The organism is Stenotrophomonas sp. PS02301 (assembly GCF_029959485.1).
GTDB lineage: Bacteria > Pseudomonadota > Gammaproteobacteria > Xanthomonadales > Xanthomonadaceae > Stenotrophomonas > Stenotrophomonas maltophilia_Z.
In genome coordinates this window covers 1-18,954 of record NZ_JASCOO010000010.1, presented here as the reverse complement: position 1 = coordinate 18,954, position 18,954 = coordinate 1, and the positions used below count along the sequence as shown (strand labels likewise).

Below are 18,954 nucleotides of genomic sequence, written 5' to 3'. Positions count from 1 at the left end.
GGCCGCGGCGGCGATCCGTACGCCGCCGCATGTCCTGCGCAAAGCCCCGCCGCGATTGGCGCTGGCCGGCGGGCGGTCAGATGACTGTCCGCCCGGTCGTCTCGGGCTGTCTGCAGGACAACGGTGAAACCCAAGCGTGCCAGCGGTGTAATCGTATTCATGGGACGTGATGGGTGTGCTAATTTCACTCCTTTAACGGGAGCCCATTAACCATGATTGAGCGTCAGCGTCGCACCAAGATCCTTGCCACCCTCGGACCGGCGACCGACCCGCCGGGCGTGCTGGAGGATCTCTTCCGCGCCGGCGTGAACGTGGTTCGCCTCAACTTCAGCCACGGTGACCCGTCCGGCCAGGCCAAGCGCGCTGCCGATGTACGTGCCGCCGCCGCCCGCGTGGGCGTGGAAGTGGGCATCCTGGCCGATCTGCCGGGCCCGAAGATCCGCATCGAGCGTTTCGCCGAAGGCAAGATCAAGCTCAAGGCGGGCGACCGCTTCGACCTGGTCGCCTCACCGAACGCACCGGCCGGCGACACCACCCAGGTGGGCGTGAGCTACCTCGGCCTGCCGCAGGACGTGGTGGCCGGTGACATCCTGCTGCTCGACGATGGCCTGATGCAGCTGCAGGTCACCGAAGTGCAGGGCGAGCGCATCATCAACACCGTGCTCAACGATGGCGTGCTGTCCGACCGCAAGGGCCTGAACAAGCAGGGCGGTGGCCTGTCGCTGGGCGCTCTGACCGAGCGCGACAAGGAACTGATCGGCATCGTGGCCAAGATCGGCGTGGATTTCATCGCCGTCTCCTTCTGCCGCAATGCGCAGGACATGAACGACGCGCGCGAGATCGCCGAGTCGCACGGCTGCTACGCCGCGCTGGTTTCCAAGATCGAGCGCACCGAAGCGATCGACAACCTGGAAGAGATCGTCGACGCCAGTGACGTGGTCATGGTCGCGCGTGGCGATCTGGGCGTGGAAATCGGCGATGCCGAACTGCCGGGCCTGCAGAAGAAAATCATCAAGGCCTCGCTGGCGCAGAACAAGGTGGTGATCACCGCCACCCAGATGCTGCAGTCGATGGTCGAAAGCCCGATCCCGACCCGCGCCGAAGTGCTGGACGTGGCCAACTCGGTCATCGACGGTACCGATGCGGTGATGCTCTCGGCCGAAACCGCCGCGGGCATGTACCCGGTCAAGGCGGTCGAAGCGATGGCGCGTATCTGCCTCGGTGCCGAACGCCAGTTCCAGACCGAGACCGATTTCGGCGCCTCGCCGCGCAATCTGGAACGTGCCGACCAGGCGATCGCCATGGCCACCATGTTCCTGTCCCAGCACGTAGGCGTGCGCGCGATCGTGGCGATGACCGAATCCGGTGGCACCGCGCGGTACCTGTCGCGCTTCCGTGCCTCGGCACCGGTGTTCGCGGTGACCCGCCATGACGGCGCCCGCCGCCAGATGGCGCTGATGCGCGATGTGTTCCCGATCAACTTCGACAGCCGCGGCCTGACCCCGCGCGAAGCCGCGCGCGGCAGCATCCGCCTGCTGTTCGAAGCGAACCAGCTGCAGAGCGGCGACCGCGTCGTCTTCACCAGCGGCGAGCACATGGAAACCCATGGCGCCACGAACACGCTGCGCCTGCTGGAAGTGGGCGAAGACGGCCGTGCGAGCGGCCTGGGCGAACTCTAAGGGTACGCGTCATCGCATACGCGCTGTCGCCCCACGGTTTGCGCTGCAAACCGTGGGCCCCTTCTTACCATCTCCCAGACCCCCGCCGCTTCGCGGCCGCCCCCTCACTCAGGGGGCTTTCCCCCAGACACATTCGCTCCCCTGGCCCCGTTTAGGGATGGAATCGTTTCCAGATTCCGTGGACGGTCAGTTCACGGGAGGCGGGGTCTATAATTGGGGTTTTCCCGCACCCGCCACAGGAAGTACATGAGCATCGAACAGCTGGCTGAAACCGCACAGGCCATGGTCGCCCCGGGCAAGGGCATCATCGCGATCGACGAATCCACCGGCACCATCGGCAAGCGCTTCGCCAGCGTCGGTCTGGAGAACACCGAGGAGAACCGTCGCGCCTACCGCGAACTGCTGCTCACCACGCCCAAGCTGAACGAGCACATCTCCGGCGCGATCCTGTACGACGAGACCATCCGTCAGTCCACCAAGGACGGCGTCCCGTTCGCCAAGTACATGGCGGCCCAGGGCATCATCCCGGGCATCAAGGTCGACAAGGGTGCGCATGCCCTGGCCGGCTGCCCGGGCGAGCTGGTCACCGAAGGCCTGGACGGCCTGCGCGAGCGCCTGCAGGAGTACTACAAGCTGGGTGCGCGCTTCGCCAAGTGGCGTGCAGTCATCAACATCGGTGAAAGCATCCCGTCGGGCACCTGCATCGAGTCCAATGCCCACGCGCTGGCCCGTTATGCGGCGCTGTGCCAGGAATGCGGCCTGGTGCCGATGGTCGAGCCGGAAGTAATCATGGACGGCGACCACGACATCGAGACCTGCTACGAAGTCACCGAAGCCACCCTGCGTTCGCTGTTCGACGCGCTGTACCAGCAGAACGTGCTGCTTGAAGGCACCATCCTGAAGGCCTCGATGGTCATCTCCGGCAAGGGCTGCGAAGAGCAGGCCGACGTCGAGGAAGTGGCCGAGTCGACCGTGATGTGCCTCAAGAGCACCGTGCCGGCGATCCTGCCGGGCGTGGTGTTCCTGTCCGGTGGCCAGAGCGATGAGCAGTCCACCGCGCATCTGAACGCCATGAACCAGATGGGCAACCTGCCGTGGCCGCTGAGCTTCTCCTACGGCCGCGCCATGCAGCAGGCCGCGCTGAAGCTGTGGGCCAAGGACACCAAGGCCAACGTTGCCAAGGCGCAGCAGACGATCTTCGATCGCGCCAAGGAAAACGGCCAGGCCGCCCTGGGCAAGTGGAACGGCTGATTCACGCCTGACCACCGTCAACGGAAACGCCGGCCTTGTGCCGGCGTTTTTGTTTGCGCGGTGGTCTGCTCAGTGCGCCGCCGCCGCCGGCGGCAACCCGAGCGCCAGTGGCGCGAAGATCGCCGAGGTTGACGGTTCGACCGGCTGACCCAGCGCGGCCAGCGCCGACTGGTAGGCCTTGTACGTCGCCGCGTTGTAGGCCACCAGGATGATCCGGCGCGGCTGGCGATGCGAGCGCTGCCAGGTCAGGGTTTCGGTGGCGGCGATGTGGGCGGCCTGGTGCAGCGGATAGCCGAACACGCCGCAGCTGATCGCCGGGAAGGCGATCGATTCCAGATCCAGCTTTTCGGCCAGCTGCAGCGATTTCCAGTAGCAATTGGCCAGCAGTGCCGGCTCGTCGCGCAGACCGTCCTGCCAGACCGGGCCGACGGTGTGCAACACATGCCTGGCCGGCAGCTCGAAGGCGGGCGTCTGGCGCACCTCACCGGTCGGGCAGCGCATGCCGGGGCGGATCTCCGGCAGGGCGCGGCAGGCGTCGAGCAGCTGCGGACCGGCCGCGCGATGGATCGCGCCGTCCACGCCGCCGCCGCCCAGCAGGGATTCGTTGGCCGCATTGACGATCGCATCCACCGCCAGGGTCGTGATGTCGCCCTGCCACACTTCGATCTTCATGCGTACCGCTCCTTACGTACTGATACCGGGTCCATACAACGAAATGACGTGCCTGACCTGCACCGTAACCTGCAGGACATCTAGGCTGCGTCATCGTCGTCTCAGGCAGTGCGACCCGGCGAGCGCTGGCTGACCTTCACACGATGCTGCCGGATCGCTTCACCGCAGATGAAGCGCCCCATGCAAAACGCCCGCCGATGAGGGCGGGCGCTTCCTTCCTGCGGACCAACGGGCAGATCAGGGCAGACCGGCCAGCCAGTCGTCATCGGAGCCTTCGTTGATGTCGGCAAACAGCGGGGTGGAGAAGTAGCGCTCACCCGTGTCGGGCAGCATCGCCAGGATCACCGCGCCGGGTGTGGCCTTGGCGGCGATGTCCAGCGCGCTGGCGACCGTGGCACCGGCCGAGATGCCCACGAAGATGCCTTCCTCGGCCGCGAGCCGGCGCGAGGTCTCGATGGCGCGCGCGTCGTCGATGGTCAGCAGTTCATCGTAGACACCGCGGTTGAGCACTTCCGGCACGAAGTCGGGGGTCCAGCCCTGGATCTTGTGCGGCTTCCACTCATCGCCCTTGAGCAGGGCGGCGCCTTCCGGCTCGGTGGCGACGATGCGGGTCTCGGGTCGCGCGACCTTGAGCACTTCGCCGACCCCGGTCAGGGTGCCGCCGGTGCCCCAGCCGGTCACGAAGTAGTCCAGCCGCTTGCCGGCGAAGTCGCGCAGGATTTCCGGCGCCGTGGTGTTGCGGTGATAGGCGGGGTTGGCAGGGTTGGCGAACTGGCTGGCCAGGAACCAGCCGTGTTCCTCGGCCAGTTCCTTCGCACGGCGGACCATGCCCGAGCCGCGCTCGGCGGCCGGGGTCAGGATCACCTTGGCGCCGTAGGCGCGCATGAGCTTGCGGCGCTCGATCGAGAAGGTCTCCACCATCGTGGCCACGAACTTGTAGCCGCGCGCGGCGGCCACCATCGCCAGCGCCACGCCGGTGTTGCCCGAGGTCGCTTCCACGATGGTATCGCCGGGCTTGAGCAGGCCCTTGGCCTCGGCGTCGAGAATGATCGCCAGCGCCAGGCGGTCCTTGACCGAGCCGCCGGGATTGAACGACTCGACCTTCGCATACAGGGTGACGTGCTCGGGGGCGAGACGGTGCAGGCGCACCACCGGGGTGTTGCCGATGGTGTCCAGGATGGAGTCGTACAGGGCCATGGGAATGCTCCGCAGAAGTCGTTGCCGCCCGGGGGCCGTGCGGCAGGGGAAAGGGTCGGGCCGGTGGCGGCGCAAGGCGCCCGCGCGCGGCCGGGCCGGGGTCGGTCAGACCGTACCGCTGGCATATGACCGCGCGAAATGACCTGATTACCTTCTTAAACAACGTTTGGTTATAAGCTGGTGACGGCATTTGCCCTACAGTCGGATGGCCCCTCTCCATGCGCCGTATCGCCCGCCCATGACGCTGACCCAACTTCGCTACCTGGTCGCCATTGCCGACGCCGAGCTGAACATCACGCTGGCGGCGTCCCGTGTGCACGCCACCCAGCCCGGCCTGTCCAAACAGCTCAAGCAGCTGGAGGATGAACTCGGGTTCCTGCTGTTCGTGCGCAAGGGCCGCAGCCTGGAAGCGGTGACCCCGGCCGGCGTGGAAGTGATCGGCCGCGCCCGCGCTGTCCTGGGCGAGGCCAACAACATCCGCACCTATGCGGCCAACCAGCGCCGTGAAAGCCAGGGCCAGCTGGTGCTCACCACCACGCATACCCAGGCGCGCTTCGTGCTGCCGCCGGCAGTGGCGCGGATCAAGCAGGCCTACCCGCAGGTCAGCGTGCATCTGCAGCAGGCTGCCGAAAGCGACGCGCTGGACCTGCTCAGCCAGGGCGACGCGGACATCGCCATCATCAGCACCGCCGGCGGTGAGCCCACTGCCGGCCTGGCCATTCCGCTGTACCGCTGGCGCCGGCTGGTGCTGGTGCCGCGCGGGCACGCGCTGGACCGCCCGGGCGCCGCGCCGGACCTGCAGGCGCTCGCCAGCCACCCGCTGATCAGCTACGAATCCTCCACCCGCGGCAGCTCCTCGCTGCAGCGCGCCTTCGCCAGCGCCGGGCTGACCCCGGACATCGCCTTGACCGCCCTCGATGCGGATCTGATCAAGACGTATGTGCGCACCGGCCTGGGCGTGGGCCTGCTGGCGGAAATGGCGGTCAACGCCAGCGATGAAGACCTGCGGTCCTGGCCGGCCCCGGCGCCGATCGACGAGTGCATCGCCTGGGCCGTGCTGCCGCGCGATCGCGTGCTGCGCGATTACGCGCTGGAACTGGTGCATGTGCTCGCCCCACAGATCGACACCCGCGACCTGCGCCGGGTGATCGACGGCAACCAGGAAGCCAACTGGCCGCTGCCGCCGACCTGGGAATCACTGACGCAGACCATCACCGTATAGCGACGGTGATGGCTGCCCGCGCATTCCCCCTCTACCCCGCGCCGTTGGCGCGCCCCCTTCAACAGAAGGGGGCTTTTCTCCAGAGGGGGTGAGGGATTTGGTGGGCGCTTCAAATGGGCTGCTGCGACGGTTGGTCGCAGGGCTTCGGGCTGCCCTGCCAACGGTCGGGCGCTACCATGACGGGGTGAACGTCCGCCGTCGCCCGTATGCCGTTTTTCTGCAGCTTGCCTTCGTGGCGACGCTGCTGATGGCGCTGGCGCCGCTGGTCAGCCGCTGGCAGCAGGCGCATGCCGAGGCGCCGGTGATGCTGATGCCGACCGGCATGACCCACGCGGTGCCGGTGCCGCCCGATGCCCACGCCGGGCACGACATGCAGCACGACATCGCGCAGCGCGACGTGCACCACCACGACATGCAGCAGCACGACATGGCGCGCCATGACATGGCGATGCAGCCCATGCCGATGCACGCCCTGCCAAGCGCCCACGACACCCCCGCATCGTCGCCACCGATGAGCGAGCATGCCGGGCATGGCGACGCCTGCGAGTACTGCATGATGGCCTCGCGGCTGATGCCGTGGCTGGCGGTGCTGATCCTGCTGTTGCCGGCGATGCCGGTCATTGCACCGCGCGTGCTGCGCGCGGTGCCCACGCCACGCAGCCTGCGCTGGCCCGCCCACGCCGCACGCGGCCCGCCCGCGATCTCCTGAATCCACCGCCTTTTCTGCCTGTGTCGCCGTGATGGCGGCGCGTGCCTGCGTGCTTTTCTGGAGTTCCACCATGAACGTTTCTTCCCGCAGCGCGGGCGCACTGACGCGCCTGTCTGTTTCCCTGTCGCTGGCCCTGGTCGCGCTGCCGCTGCATGCCGCCAACGACGACGCCCGCACCCTCGATACGCTGGTCGTCACCGCCACCGCGCCCTCATCGCCGCTGCACTGGGTCACCGATCCGCGCCTGCCGCGGCAGCCGGTGCCGGCCAGCGATGGCGCTGATTATCTGAAGACGGTTCCCGGCTTCTCGGCGATCCGCAACGGCGGCACCAACGGCGATCCGGTGCTGCGCGGCATGTTCGGTTCGCGCCTGAACATCGTCAGCAACGAAGGCAATCTGATCGGTGCCTGCCCCTCGCGCATGGACAACCCGCTGTCCTACATCGCCCCGGAAACCTTCGATCGGTTGACCATCATCAAGGGACCGCAGAGCGTGCGCTGGGGCGCCGGTGCCTCGGCCGGCACGGTGCGCTTCGAGCGCGATACCCCGCGTTTCGATCAGCCGGGCATGGATATCAACGCCAGCGCCCTGGTCGGCTCGCGCAACCGCAATGACCAGGTGCTGGATCTCACCGCCGGCGCTTCGCCGGGCTATGTGCGCGTCAACGGCAACCGCTCCGAATCGGATGACTACAAGGACGGCAACGGGGATGTGGTGCCCTCCAAGTGGCGCAAGTGGAACAGCGATGTCGCCGTCGGCTGGACACCTGATGCCGATACCGTGCTGGAACTCTCGGCCGGCACCGGCGATGCGATCGCGCGCTACGCCGGCCGCGGCATGGACGGTGCCGCGTTCAAGCGCACCAGCTACGCCGCCCGCTTCGAGAAGGACAACCTGCCCGGTGCATGGGACAAGCTGCAGGCCAACGTGTACTACAACGACGCCGACCACGTGATGGACAACTACACGCTGCGCACGCCGAACCCGGCCAGCAGCATGCCGATGCCGATGGCCTCCAATGTCGATCGCCGCACCACCGGTGGGCGTATCGCCTCGGAATGGCGCTGGCAGGACATTGCCATCGTGGCCGGCGTGGATGCGCAGGACAGCCGCCATCGCAGCCGCAACGCGATGGGTCGCAACGTGTACCGCCAGCAGCCGTGGCGTACCGATGCACGCTTTGAGAACCTCGGGGCGTTCACCGAGATCACGCTGGGCGAGGGCACCGCGCAACGCTGGGTCGGTGGCCTGCGCATCGACCGTGCCGAGGTGAAGGATGAGCGCGCCACCGCCGGCATGATGGCGATGCCGAACCCGACCGCCGGGCAGACCCGTCGCGAGAACCTCGGCAGCGGCTTCGTGCGGTTCGAGCGCGACATCGCACCCGCGTTGACCTGGTACGCCGGCGTCGGCCACAGCGAGCGCATGCCCGACTACTGGGAACTGTTCTCGCCGAATCTCGGCCCGGCCGGCGCGATCAACGCCTTCACCGGCGTGCAGCCGGAAAAAACCACCCAGCTCGATCTGGGCCTGCAGTACCGCACCGACCGCCTCAACGCCTGGGTCTCGGCGTATGCCGGGCGCCTCCAGGACTACATCCTGTTCACCTACCGCGACGGCGGCATGATGGGCAGCACCAGCCAGGCCAGCAATGTCGATGCGCGCATTGCCGGCGCCGAGGCGGGCGCGGAGTGGCAGCTGGCGCAGCAGTGGAAACTCGGCGGCACGCTGGCCTATGCCTGGGGCGAGAACCGCAGTGACGGCCGCGCGCTGCCGCAGATGCCGCCGCTGGAAGCCCGGCTCAGCACCGCCTGGGAAGGCGAGCGCTGGACCGTGGGGGCGCTGGCACGCGCGGTCTCGCGTCAGGGCCGGGTCGCGGCGGGGCAGGGCAACGTGGTCGCCCGCGATCTCGGCCCCAGCGCCGGCTTCGCCACCCTGGCCGTGAACGCCAGCTACCGGGTCAACGAGGCGCTGCTGGTGAGTGCAGGCGTGGACAACCTGTTCGACCGCGCCTACAGCGAGCATCTGAACCTGGCCGGCAGCGCCGATTTCGGCTTCCCGGCCGATCCGGTGCGCATCAACGAACCTGGCCGCACCGCCTGGCTGAAAGTGAACTATCGTTACTGAGTACGCTGGCCGGGCGGGGGACCTGTCTCCCGCCCGGCGCCCGGCGCCGCCGGATCCGACACCCCGGCGCGTGCCGCGCACTTCGACATGCGTCGATACATGGCGATACATCCTGTGCAGGCCCCAGCACGGAAAGGCCTTCGCCCGTCACCGGCAGATGTGAACAGGCCGGTAAACGCTTGACACATATGCCCCGGCTCGACCCCTCTATACACTCGGCGGTCGAGAAACAACCGGGATTGCATCACATGTTGGGACACATCGCAGCGCGCTTCGCCGCTGGCATCGCCTTGGTCGCTTTGGCAGGGTGTGGCAGTAAAGACGAGGCCGCTCGCCGGCAGGCAGACGCCGTACCGGTCACCACCCAGGTGGTGAAGGCTTCGGCATGGAGCGACACGCTGCAGGCACTGGGCACGGCGAAGGCGCGCGAGTCGGTGACGGTTACCGCCAAGGTCAGCGAAATCATCGAGACGGTGCACTTCGAAAGTGGCCAGCAGGTCAGTGCCGGCACGCCGCTGGTCACCCTGCGCGGCCAGGCCCAGGAAGCCGCGCTGCTGCAGGCCCAGGCCACGTTCCTGGAGGCGGACCAGCTGTACAAGCGCCAGCGCGAACTCGCCGCCCAGCAACTGGTGGCCAGCTCCACGCTGGACACGCAGCGCGCCATCCGCGACGCCGCTGATGCCCGCGTGCGCGAAATGCAGTCCGACATCGGCGACCGCCGGGTGCGTGCGCCGTTCGCCGGCGTGCTGGGCATCCGCCAGGTCAGCGCCGGTTCGCTGGTCACCCCCAGCACCGCGATCACCACGCTCGATGACATCGAGCGCATGCACGTGGACTTCCAGGTGCCCGAAGCCGAGTTGGCTTCGCTGAGCACCGGCGACAAGGTCAACGCGACCAGCGTGGCGTATCCGGGCCGCAACTTCGAAGGCAAGGTCGCCACCATCGATACCCGCGTGGATCCGGGCACGCGTGCGGTCACCGTGCGTGCGGACTTCATCAATGCCGATCACGCACTGCGCCCGGGCATGCTGCTGGATGTGCGCATGTTCCGCCCCGAGCGCCAGGCGCTGGTCATCCCTGAAATCGCGGTCGTCCAGGTCGGACGCGATTCCTACGTGTTCAGGGTCACGCCGGACCAGAGCGTGGAGCGTGCCGACATCGTCGCCGGCGGGCGCCGCAGCGGTGTGGTGGAAATCCGCGAAGGCCTCGCCGTGGGTGACCGCATCGTGGTGGACGGCACCGGCAAGCTGCGCCCGGGCCTGAAGATCCAGGCCGAAGACGCTGCACCGGTCGCGCCGGCCGCGGCCGCGTCGGCCGAACCGGACACCGCCGGATGAAGCTTTCCGACGTTTCCATCCAGCGGCCGGTCTTCGCCGTGGTGATGAGCCTGCTGCTGGTCGTGCTGGGCTTCATGTCATTCACGCGTTTGACCCTGCGCGAACTGCCTGCGATCGATCCGCCGATCGTCTCGGTCTCGGTCGATTACACCGGCGCGTCGGCAGCGGTCATCGAAAGCCGCATCACCCAGGTACTGGAAGATGCGCTGGCCGGCATCGAAGGCATCGATACGATCAACGCGCGCAGCTCCAACGGGCGCTCGCAGGTCAGTATCGAATTCACGTCCAACCGCGATATCGAAGCGGCCGCCAACGATGTGCGCGATGCGGTCAGCCGCGTTGCCGACCGCATGCCCGAAGAGGCGCGGCCGCCGGAAATCGCCAAGGTCGAGAGCGACGCCGACCCCATCATCTGGCTCAACATGAGCTCGACCTCGATGGATACGCTGGAGCTGAGCGACTACGCCGACCGCTACATCGTCGACCGCTTCTCCAGCCTGGATGGCGTGGCCCAGGTCCGCATCGGTGGCCGCCAGCGCTATGCGATGCGGATCTGGCTGGACCGCGACCAGCTCGCCGCGCGCGGCCTCACCGTGGGCGATGTGGAAACCGCGCTGCGCAACGAGAACGTGGAACTGCCGGCTGGCCGCATCGAATCGGCCGATCGCGATTTCACCCTGCGCGTGGAGCGCAACTACGTCAAACCCGAGGACTTCGCCGGCATCCCGCTGGGCAAGGGCACTGATGGGTACGTGGTGCGCATGGGCGATGTGGCCAAGATCGAACTGGCCTCGTCTGAGCGCCGGGCCTACTACCGCAGCAATGGCGAGCCGAACATCGGCCTGGGCATCGTCAAGACCTCCACCGCCAACGCGCTGGATGTCGCCCGTGAAGCGCGCGCGGAAGCCGACCGGATCAGCAGCACGCTGCCGGAAGGCACCCGCATCTTCGTGGCCTTCGACAACACCACCTTCATCGAGGCCGCGGTCGATCGCGTGTACGCCACGCTGGTCGAGGCGATGCTGCTGGTGCTGGCGGTGATCTGGCTGTTCCTGGGCAGTTTCCGCGCCGCGTTGATTCCCGCGGTGACGGTGCCGGTCTGTCTGATCGCGGCCTTCATCGCGCTGTATGCCTTCGGTTTTTCGATCAATCTGCTGACCCTGCTCGCGCTGGTACTGTGTATCGGCCTGGTGGTGGATGACGCCATCGTCGTGGTGGAGAACGTGCAGCGCCGCATCGATCTGGGCGAGCCGCCGCTGGTCGCCTCCAAACGCGGCACCACCCAGGTGGCGTTCGCGGTGATCGCCACCACCGCGGTGCTGGTCGCGGTGTTCCTGCCGGTCGGCTTCCTGGAAGGTAATACCGGCCGACTGTTCCGCGAGCTGGCCGTCGCACTGGCCGCGGCGGTGGCGCTGTCGGCGTTCGTGTCGCTCACGCTGACCCCGATGATGGCCTCCAAGCTGCTCAAGCCGCATACCGGCCAGGCACCGAAGGGCCTGCACGGGGTGATCAACCGCAATCTGGATCGCCTGTCGGCCGCCTACGGGCGTTTCCTGGAAGCGCATGTGACCCGCACCTGGGTCTACATCGTGGTGATGATCCTCTCGTTGCTGGCCAGCGCGCTGCTGCTCAAGGTGCTGCCCTCCGAACTGGCCCCGGCCGAAGACCGCGGCTCCTTCCAGATCATGATCGATGGCCCGGAAGGTGCGGGCTTCGATTACACCGTCGGCCAGGTCCAGCAGGTCGAGAAGATCGTCTCCGGTTTCGTCGGCGAAGATGAGCCGATCGTGCGTGCCAACCCGCGCGTGCCCGGCGGCTGGGGCTCCAGCGAGGAAATGCATACCGGCCGTATCAGCGTGTTCCTGCAGCCCTGGCGTCAGCGCGATGTCTCCACCCCGGATGTAGCGGCCGAGCTGCAGACCCACCTCAATGACCTGCGGGGCGTGCGCGTGCGTACCCAGGTGGGTGGCGGCCTGGTGCGCAGCCAGGGCCAGCCGTTCCAGATCGTGCTGGGTGGCCCGGAATACGCGGAGATCGCGCAGTGGCGTGACCGCATGCTGCTGCGCATGGCCGACAACCCTGGCCTGGTCGGTGCGGACTCGGATTACAAGGAAACCCGCCCGCAGATGCGCGTGAACATCGATCGCCAGCGTGCGGCCGATCTGGGCGTATCGGTCACCGCGATCGGCAGCGCGCTGGAAACCATGATGGGCTCGCGCCGCGTCACCACCTTCGTCGACAACGGCGAGGAGTACGACGTGCTGGTCCAGGCCGGGCGCGACGGCCGCGCCTCGCCGTCGGATCTGGCCGCGATCCGCGTGCGTGCCAGTGGCGGCGAACTGGTCCCGCTGTCCAACCTGGTCACGCTCAGCGAAGTGGCCGAAGCCGGCAGCCTCAACCGCTTCAACCGGCTGCGCTCGATCACCATCAACGCCGGCCTGGCCCCGGGCTATCCGCTGGGCGAGGCCATCGCCTGGGCCCAGCAGGTGGCCAGTGAAGAGCTGCCGCAGCATGCGCAGATCAGCTGGAAGGGCGAATCGCGCGAGTACCAGAACGCGGGCAGCGCCGTGCTGCTGACCTTCGCGATGGCCCTGCTGGTGGTGTTCCTGGTGCTGGCTGCGCAGTTCGAGAGCTTCATCCACCCGCTGGTGATCATGCTGACGGTGCCGCTGGGCGTGCTCGGCGCGCTGCTGGGGCTGTATGTCAGTGGTGGCACGATCAACCTGTTCAGCCAGATCGGCATCGTGATGCTGGTGGGCCTGGCGGCCAAGAACGGCATCCTGATCGTGGAGTTCGCCAACCAGTTGCGCGATGAGGGCCGCAACGTGCACCAGGCCATCGTCGAATCGGCGATGGTGCGCCTGCGCCCGATCCTGATGACCTCCATCGCCACCGTGGTCGGTGCGATCCCGCTGGTGGTGGCCGGTGGCCCGGGTTCGGCCAGCCGCGGCACGATCGGCGTGGTGGTGATCTTCGGCGTGACCGTGTCCACGTTCCTGTCGCTGTTCGTGGTGCCGGCGTTCTACTCGCTGCTGGCCCCGTACACCCGCTCGCCGGAAGCCGTGGCGCGTGAACTGGCCCGCCAGGAAGCGCAAACGCCCTCGGTCGGCGGCCATGCCTGACCCGAATGGGCGGCATTGCCGCCCATTCATCGAAATTGCCACTACGCACTCCGGCGCGGATCGTGGAGAATCGACCGGGTCCCAGCCGACGGGGACGTTCCTTTTGTTTCCGCCGACTGGAGAGAGCGCGTGGAAGAAGTAGTCAGTTTCATCAACGGGATCATCTGGAGCAAAGCTCTGATCTTCCTGTGTCTTGCCGCAGGCCTGTACTTCAGTGCCCGTACCCGGTTCATGCAGATCCGTGGGTTCGTGGAAATGTGCCGGCTCACCGTGCAGGGTGAGAAATCCGACGCGGGCGTGTCTTCGTTCCAGGCGCTGGCCATGTCCATGGCCGGCCGGATGGGCATCGGCAACATCGCCGGTGTGGCCACCGCGATCGCCTTCGGCGGCCCCGGTGCGATCTTCTGGATGTGGGTGATGGGCTTCCTTGGTGCGTCCACCTCGTATGTGGAATGCACCCTGGCGCAGATCTACAAGACCAAGGATGCCGAAGGCCGCTACCGCGGTGGCCCGGCGTATTACATCGAAAAGGCCATGGGCCTGAAGTGGTACGCCCTGGCCTTCGCCGTGGCGACCATCATCGCCGCCGGCTTCCTGATGCCGGGCGTGCAGGCCAATGCCATCGCCGACAGCATCATCAACGCCTGCCGCGGCGGCGCCCTGTGCGGGCCGCTGGATGGCCAGTTCATGGGCCTGGAATCGGTGCAGGCGCTCAAGCTGGGCATCGGTATCGTGGTCGCGCTGCTGCTGTCGGTGGTGATCTTCGGCGGCGTCAAGCGCATCGCCAACTTCGCCGAGGTGGTCGTTCCGTTCATGGCCGCCGCCTTCATCCTGATGGCCATCACCATCATGATCATCAACTACGACCGCGTGCCGGACATGTTCCGCACGGTGTTCAGCAGCGCCTTCGGTGCGCATGCCGCGTTCGGCGCGATGATGGGTCTGGCGGTGGAGTGGGGCGTCAAGCGCGGCATCTACGCCAACGAGGCCGGCCAGGGTACCGGCCCGCATGCGGCCGCCGCCTCGGAGGTTTCGCACCCGGCCAAGCAGGGTTACGTGCAGGCCTTCGCGATCTACTTCGACACCATGATGGTGTGCACCGCCACCGCGTTCCTGATCCTGGCCGCGGGCACCTACAACGTGTATTCCCCGGTCCCGGGCGGCGCGCCCGTGTTCGCCGGCCTGGCCGGTGTCGCCGAAGGCGCGGGCTACGCGCAGGCGGCGGTGGAAACCGTCATCCCGGGCTTCGGTGCGGCCTTCGTGGCGATCGCGATCTTCTTCTTCGCCTTCACCACGATCATGGCCTATTACTACATGGCCGAGACCAACCTGACCTACGTCAACAACAACGCCAAGCGCCCGCTGACCGTCCTGCTGCTCCGCCTGGGCATCATCGGCATGGTGATCTTCGGTGCATTCCACAATGCCGGCATGGCGTGGGCGCTGGGCGACATCGGCGTAGGCCTGATGGCGTGGTTGAACATCATCGCGATCCTGATCGTGCAGAAGCCGGCGATGCTGGCCCTGCGCGACTACGAACGTCAAAAGAAGCTCGGCCTGGATCCGACCTTCGACCCCGATGCACTTGGCATCAAGAACGCCGATTTCTGGCGTACCCGCAAGCTGGAGCTGTCCCGTAGTGAATGATCCCTGGAAGAATGCGCGCCGTCCGTCCTCGCGGCCGCCGCGCGCCACGCCGTTGCCGCCCCGCGAAGGTGGCACGCCGCCGCCGCCCGGCCGCGGCAACGACGAGCTGCGCCTGTACGGCTGGAATGCCGTGCAGGCCCTGTTCGAGCATCGCCCGCAGGCGCTGCGCAAGCTGTACCTGACCGAGGCGCTGATCCCGCGCATGCAGCCAGTGCTGAAATGGTGCGTGGCCAACCGCGTCGGTTACCGCGTGGTGGAAGACGGCGATCTGAACAAGCTCGCCGCGACGACCCACCACGAGGGTCTGGTGGCCGACGTGCTGCGTGCGCCGATGCTGGCGCTGGACGAATGGCTGGCCACGCTGCCGGCCGACAAGCCGGTGCTGGCGCTGTGGCTGGATGGCGTGGGCAACCCGCACAACTTCGGCGCGATCCTGCGCTCGGCGGCGCACTTCGGTGTGGCCGGGCTGCTGCTGCCACCGGATTCCACGCTGGCGCTGTCCGGTGCGGCCGCGCGCGTGGCCGAAGGTGGCGCCGAGGCGGTGCCGCTGGTGCGTCTGCCGGAACTGCCCGAGGCGATGGCGCAGCTGCGCGCGGCCGGGTTGAGTCTGGCTGCCACGCTGGTGGAAGGCGGGGATGATCTGTTCGCCACTACGCTGCCGTCGCGGTTGGTCTACGTCATGGGCGCCGAAGGCGAGGGCATGGATCGCGAGCTGGCGCAGGACTGCGACCACCAGGTTTCCATCCCGGGCACCGGTGCCGTGGAAAGCCTCAACGTCGCCTCGGCGACGGCCGTATTGTTGGCGCAGTGGTACGGACGCAGTCGCGTTTGACCACTGCGAGCGTTTTCGGGGGGAGCGCGGCGTCATTCGCGCCACCCACGGTGTGATCGGTTTCACCGAAATCGTCGTGACTACATCCGATTCGGATTAATCGCATAGTGCATGCAGTGCAAACTGCGCACAGTGCCGGGCGGGCGCTGTGCTGCGTGGGTGAGGAGAGACACCCCCGCAGCGCGGCGATCCGCTTGTCCGGACCGCGAAGGTCTAGCGGCGCTCACCGCGTGGGGTGTGACGTTATCCCGGTAGCCCGGTCGCATTGCGACCGGGCTTTTTTTTTATTCGCTCGGCGGCGTGGTCGGCTTGGCTTCGCTGCCGAAGCTGCCCTCGGCTTCGGCGGCGAGATAGGCGAATACGGTGTAGGCCGCCACGTTCTGCGCCAGTGCGGCCGGGTCGATCTTGTCGAGCGTGTCGTCTGCGGTGTGGTGCAGGTGGAAGTAGTCGCTGCCGTCCTGCGCCAGCCATGCCCAGGCGCCGCCCTTGGCCGCCAGCGGACCCACGTCCGGGCCCGGGCCACCCTTGTCGGCGGCGTACTCGATGCCGAGCGGCTTGAGCACCTCGGCGATCTGGCGGGTGGCTTCGCGCGAGGTGGCCGGGTTCGGTGAGCCGGTGTTGAAGGCGTAGATGCGGCCCGCGCCGAAATCGCTCTCGGCCGCGAGCTGGTGCAGCACCACATCCTTGGCGTGCGCTTCGGCATACGCTTTGCCGCCGTACAGGCCCTGCTCCTCGTTGGCGAAGGCGATCACGCGGATGGTGCGCTTGGGCGCCTGCTTGAGCTGGCCGATCAGATGGCCGGCCGCCATGGTGATGCCCACGCCGGCGCCGTCATCCACCGCGCCGGTGCCCAGGTCCCAGGAATCGAGGTGACCGCCGATCACCACCACTTCCTTGGGCAGGCTGCGCCCGGTGATCTCGCCGATCACGTTGTACGAGGTCGCCTTGCCGTCCCAGCCGCAATCCAGGCTGAGTTTGAGCGTGGTGCTGCCGAGCGCGACCAGGCGCGCCAGCTGGTTGGCATCGGGCACCGACAGCGCGGCAGCCGGGACCGGGGTCAGGCCGTCATCGAAGCGGGTGATGCCGGTGTGCGGCACGCGGTGCGAATCGGTGCCGGCCGAGCGCATCACGAAGCCGATCGCGCCCTTGCGGATCGCCTCGGACGGGCCCTTGCTGCGCACCGCGCCACCGTTGCCGTAATCACGGCCATCGCGGTAGGCGGTCATCTGGTAATCGACGAAGGCGATCTTGCCCTTCAGCGAGCCGGCCGGCGCGGCCTGCAGCGCGGCCAGATCGGCGAAGCGCACCACCTCGGCCTCCACCGTGCCGCCCGGGCTGCCGCCCAGTGCGGTGATGGTCAGCGGCTGGGCGTGCTTGCCCATCACTTCGGCGTGCTCACTGCGGCGCTCCCACTTGGGGAAGGTGACCGGCTCGGTCCAGACCTTGTCGAAGCCCAGTGATTTGAACTTCGCCACCGCCCAGGCCACGGCGCGTGCGTCGGCTTCACTGCCGGCGATGCGCGGGCCGATCTCGGTGGTCAGCGATTCGACCACCTTCCAGCCGGTGTCGTCCTTGAGGGCCTGCTCGCGCAGCTCGGCGGCGGTGGCCAGCGAGGTCGGCGGCAGCGTGGTGATACCGGTCGCCGCGAACGCGGGCGCGGCCAGCAGGGCGAGGGAAGATGCGATGGCAAGGACGCGGCGACGCATGGACGAACTCCGGGAAACGGGGCGGAAGCGTCCGAGCTTACCAGCCTCTCCCGCACGCACATGGGCGGGACGTCATGCTCCGGCAGATACTGTTTTCCAAAAGCGAAAGCCCCGCCGGAGCGGGGCTTTCGGCACTACCGGTGGTGCTGCCTCAGTGCTTGAGGTTGTCACGGATCTCGCGCAGCAGCAGCACTTCTTCACTCGGCGCGGCCGGGGCGGCCGGCTCGGCCTGCTTCTTGCGGGCCAGGCGGTTGATGAACTTGACCACCATGAAGATCGCAAAGGCCACGATCACGAACTGCACCACGGTGTTGAGGAAATCGCCGTAGCCGATCACTACCGCCGGAATCTCTTTGCCATCGGCGGCAATCCGGGCCGGGGCGAGGGTCCAGGCCAGCTCGGAGAAGTCCACCCGGCCGATCATCCAGCCCAACGGCGGCATGATGATCTTGTCCACCAGTGCGGTGACGATCTTGCCGAACGCCGCACCGATGACCACACCCACGGCCAGATCGATGACGTTGCCACGCATGGCGAATTCTTTGAACTCAGTCAGTACACCCATCGGGCTCTCCTGTCGCAGTGGGGAAAAAGACGCAGCAGCGTAACGCAGCGGATGTCATCCAGCGATGATGCCGTGGCGCTCGGCCACGTTTTCCAGGCGCGCGCTGAAACGGTCGCCCGGCTTCAATGCGGCCACGCCCGAGGGCGTGCCCATGAAGACCAGATCGCCCGCGCGCAGTGCCCACAGCTTGGAGAGCTCGTGCAGGATCTCCGGCACGTTCCAGATCATCTGGTCCAGCAGTGATTGCTGACGCACCTCGCCATTGATCTCCAGCGACAGATTGAGGGCGGCCAGATCGCCGACTTCACCGGCCGGCACCAGCTCGCTCACGGGGGCGGACTGGTCAAAACCCTTGGCCGGATCCCACGGGTGGCCCTTGGCTTTGGCCTGCGCCTGCAGATCGCGGCGGGTCAGGTCCAGGCCGACGCCGTAGCCGAACACCAGCGCCTCGGCCTGGTCGACCGGCAACTCGCCGGCAGGCGCGTCCTTGCCGATCGCCACCACCAGCTCCACCTCGTGGTGCAGGTCCTGGGTGGCGAGCGGGTAGGGGATCACATCGTCATGGCCGACCACGATCGCATCGGCCGGCTTGCTGAAGAACATCGGGCGGCCGCGATCGTCGGCAGACGGCACGGCCGCGCCCATTTCGCGCGCGTGATCAGCGAAATTGCGGCCCACACAGTAGATGCGACGCACCGGGAAGGTACCGCCGCCGGCGACCGGAATGCGGGGCTGCTCGGGCGTGGGGATTACATCGGTCATGCGCGCGTCCTGTGGAGAGGTTTCGCCGCAGTCTAGAGCGTTTTCCCGCCGCCACAAACAGAAACGGGCCCGCCGGGCGCGGCCGGGATCAGGAGCAAAGCGCGGGGTTCAAAGCCCCCAAGGCC

Annotated in this window: 14 protein-coding genes; 9 read left to right on the top strand and 5 right to left on the bottom strand. The window is 67.4% G+C overall.

Features of this window, described 5'->3' with window-relative positions; translation table 11 throughout:
• Positions 1-212: 212 nt before the first annotated feature.
• Both pyk and QMX81_RS04320 read left to right on the top strand, forming a co-directional pair.
• Entirely contained in the window at positions 213-1,679 is a 1,467-nt protein-coding gene (gene pyk, locus QMX81_RS04325) for a pyruvate kinase (RefSeq protein ID WP_121039358.1), read from the top strand.
• A gap of 246 nt (positions 1,680-1,925) precedes the next feature.
• Positions 1,926-2,930, top strand: coding sequence for a class I fructose-bisphosphate aldolase (locus tag QMX81_RS04320; protein WP_121039354.1), 1,005 nt, complete (start codon positions 1,926-1,928; stop codon positions 2,928-2,930).
• 69 nt (positions 2,931-2,999) lie between these two features.
• Here the strand turns inward: QMX81_RS04320 and QMX81_RS04315 are convergent, their stop codons facing one another.
• Together QMX81_RS04315 and cysK are read right to left on the bottom strand one after the other, a co-directional pair.
• On the bottom strand, positions 3,000-3,602 hold the full coding sequence (locus QMX81_RS04315; RefSeq protein WP_282259005.1) for an O-acetyl-ADP-ribose deacetylase: 603 nt from the start codon (positions 3,600-3,602) through the stop codon (positions 3,000-3,002).
• Between the two features lie 237 nt (positions 3,603-3,839).
• Positions 3,840-4,799 (bottom strand): cysteine synthase A, encoded by a 960-nt coding sequence (gene cysK / locus QMX81_RS04310; protein ID WP_282259002.1) that lies wholly within the window; start codon positions 4,797-4,799, stop codon positions 3,840-3,842.
• Between the two features lie 238 nt (positions 4,800-5,037).
• Between cysK and QMX81_RS04305 the strand changes: the two genes are divergently transcribed.
• The 7 genes from QMX81_RS04305 to QMX81_RS04275 all read left to right on the top strand — a co-directional run bounded on the left by QMX81_RS04305 (position 5,038) and on the right by QMX81_RS04275 (position 15,796).
• Entirely contained in the window at positions 5,038-6,021 is a 984-nt protein-coding gene (locus QMX81_RS04305; protein WP_121039345.1) for a LysR family transcriptional regulator, read from the top strand.
• Between the two features lie 184 nt (positions 6,022-6,205).
• Positions 6,206-6,730, top strand: coding sequence for a hypothetical protein (locus QMX81_RS04300; RefSeq protein WP_282258997.1), 525 nt, complete (start codon positions 6,206-6,208; stop codon positions 6,728-6,730).
• Between the two features lie 70 nt (positions 6,731-6,800).
• Complete coding sequence (locus QMX81_RS04295; protein ID WP_282258995.1) at positions 6,801-8,858, top strand: TonB-dependent copper receptor; 2,058 nt, start codon at positions 6,801-6,803, stop codon at positions 8,856-8,858.
• 248 nt (positions 8,859-9,106) lie between these two features.
• Positions 9,107-10,195 (top strand): efflux RND transporter periplasmic adaptor subunit, encoded by a 1,089-nt coding sequence (locus QMX81_RS04290; RefSeq protein ID WP_282258993.1) that lies wholly within the window; start codon positions 9,107-9,109, stop codon positions 10,193-10,195.
• The gene (locus QMX81_RS04285) at positions 10,192-13,317 is read left to right on the top strand and encodes an efflux RND transporter permease subunit (protein WP_152152503.1); all 3,126 of its coding nucleotides are present in this window, start codon (positions 10,192-10,194) and stop codon (positions 13,315-13,317) included. The genes QMX81_RS04290 and QMX81_RS04285 overlap by 4 nt, the downstream gene beginning before the upstream one ends.
• Positions 13,318-13,446: 129 nt before the next feature.
• Positions 13,447-14,964 (top strand): alanine/glycine:cation symporter family protein, encoded by a 1,518-nt coding sequence (locus QMX81_RS04280; protein ID WP_121039334.1) that lies wholly within the window; start codon positions 13,447-13,449, stop codon positions 14,962-14,964.
• Positions 14,957-15,796: a TrmH family RNA methyltransferase gene (locus QMX81_RS04275; protein WP_121039331.1), complete on the top strand. Its 840-nt coding sequence runs from the start codon at positions 14,957-14,959 to the stop codon at positions 15,794-15,796. Before QMX81_RS04280 ends, QMX81_RS04275 begins: the two co-directional genes overlap by 8 nt.
• Positions 15,797-16,080: 284 nt before the next feature.
• On the opposite strand, the gene QMX81_RS04270 is transcribed toward QMX81_RS04275, so the two are convergent.
• The 3 genes from QMX81_RS04270 to QMX81_RS04260 all read right to left on the bottom strand — a co-directional run bounded on the left by QMX81_RS04270 (position 16,081) and on the right by QMX81_RS04260 (position 18,829).
• Positions 16,081-17,502, bottom strand: coding sequence for a M28 family peptidase (locus QMX81_RS04270; RefSeq protein ID WP_152152499.1), 1,422 nt, complete (start codon positions 17,500-17,502; stop codon positions 16,081-16,083).
• A 151-nt stretch (positions 17,503-17,653) separates the two neighbouring features.
• Positions 17,654-18,067 carry a large-conductance mechanosensitive channel protein MscL gene (gene mscL, locus QMX81_RS04265; protein ID WP_121039325.1) on the bottom strand — a complete coding sequence of 138 codons (414 nt, stop codon included), beginning with the start codon at positions 18,065-18,067 and terminating at the stop codon, positions 17,654-17,656.
• 54 nt (positions 18,068-18,121) lie between these two features.
• Complete coding sequence (locus QMX81_RS04260) at positions 18,122-18,829, bottom strand: fumarylacetoacetate hydrolase family protein (RefSeq protein ID WP_121039322.1); 708 nt, start codon at positions 18,827-18,829, stop codon at positions 18,122-18,124.
• Positions 18,830-18,954 lie beyond the last annotated feature (125 nt).

Bases quoted from the DNA above. Each gene is read 5' to 3' on its own strand.
- cysK (WP_282259002.1), bottom strand. From the start codon at position 4,799: ATGGCCCTGTACGACTCCATCCTGGACACCATCGGCAACACCCCGGTG.
- pyk (WP_121039358.1), top strand. From the start codon at position 213: ATGATTGAGCGTCAGCGTCGCACCAAGATCCTTGCCACCCTCGGACCG.
- QMX81_RS04285 (WP_152152503.1), top strand. From the start codon at position 10,192: ATGAAGCTTTCCGACGTTTCCATCCAGCGGCCGGTCTTCGCCGTGGTG.
- QMX81_RS04260 (WP_121039322.1), bottom strand. From the start codon at position 18,829: ATGACCGATGTAATCCCCACGCCCGAGCAGCCCCGCATTCCGGTCGCC.
- QMX81_RS04305 (WP_121039345.1), top strand. From the start codon at position 5,038: ATGACGCTGACCCAACTTCGCTACCTGGTCGCCATTGCCGACGCCGAG.
- QMX81_RS04290 (WP_282258993.1), top strand. From the start codon at position 9,107: ATGTTGGGACACATCGCAGCGCGCTTCGCCGCTGGCATCGCCTTGGTC.
- QMX81_RS04315 (WP_282259005.1), bottom strand. From the start codon at position 3,602: ATGAAGATCGAAGTGTGGCAGGGCGACATCACGACCCTGGCGGTGGAT.
- QMX81_RS04295 (WP_282258995.1), top strand. From the start codon at position 6,801: ATGAACGTTTCTTCCCGCAGCGCGGGCGCACTGACGCGCCTGTCTGTT.
- mscL (WP_121039325.1), bottom strand. From the start codon at position 18,067: ATGGGTGTACTGACTGAGTTCAAAGAATTCGCCATGCGTGGCAACGTC.
- QMX81_RS04270 (WP_152152499.1), bottom strand. From the start codon at position 17,502: ATGCGTCGCCGCGTCCTTGCCATCGCATCTTCCCTCGCCCTGCTGGCC.
- QMX81_RS04320 (WP_121039354.1), top strand. From the start codon at position 1,926: ATGAGCATCGAACAGCTGGCTGAAACCGCACAGGCCATGGTCGCCCCG.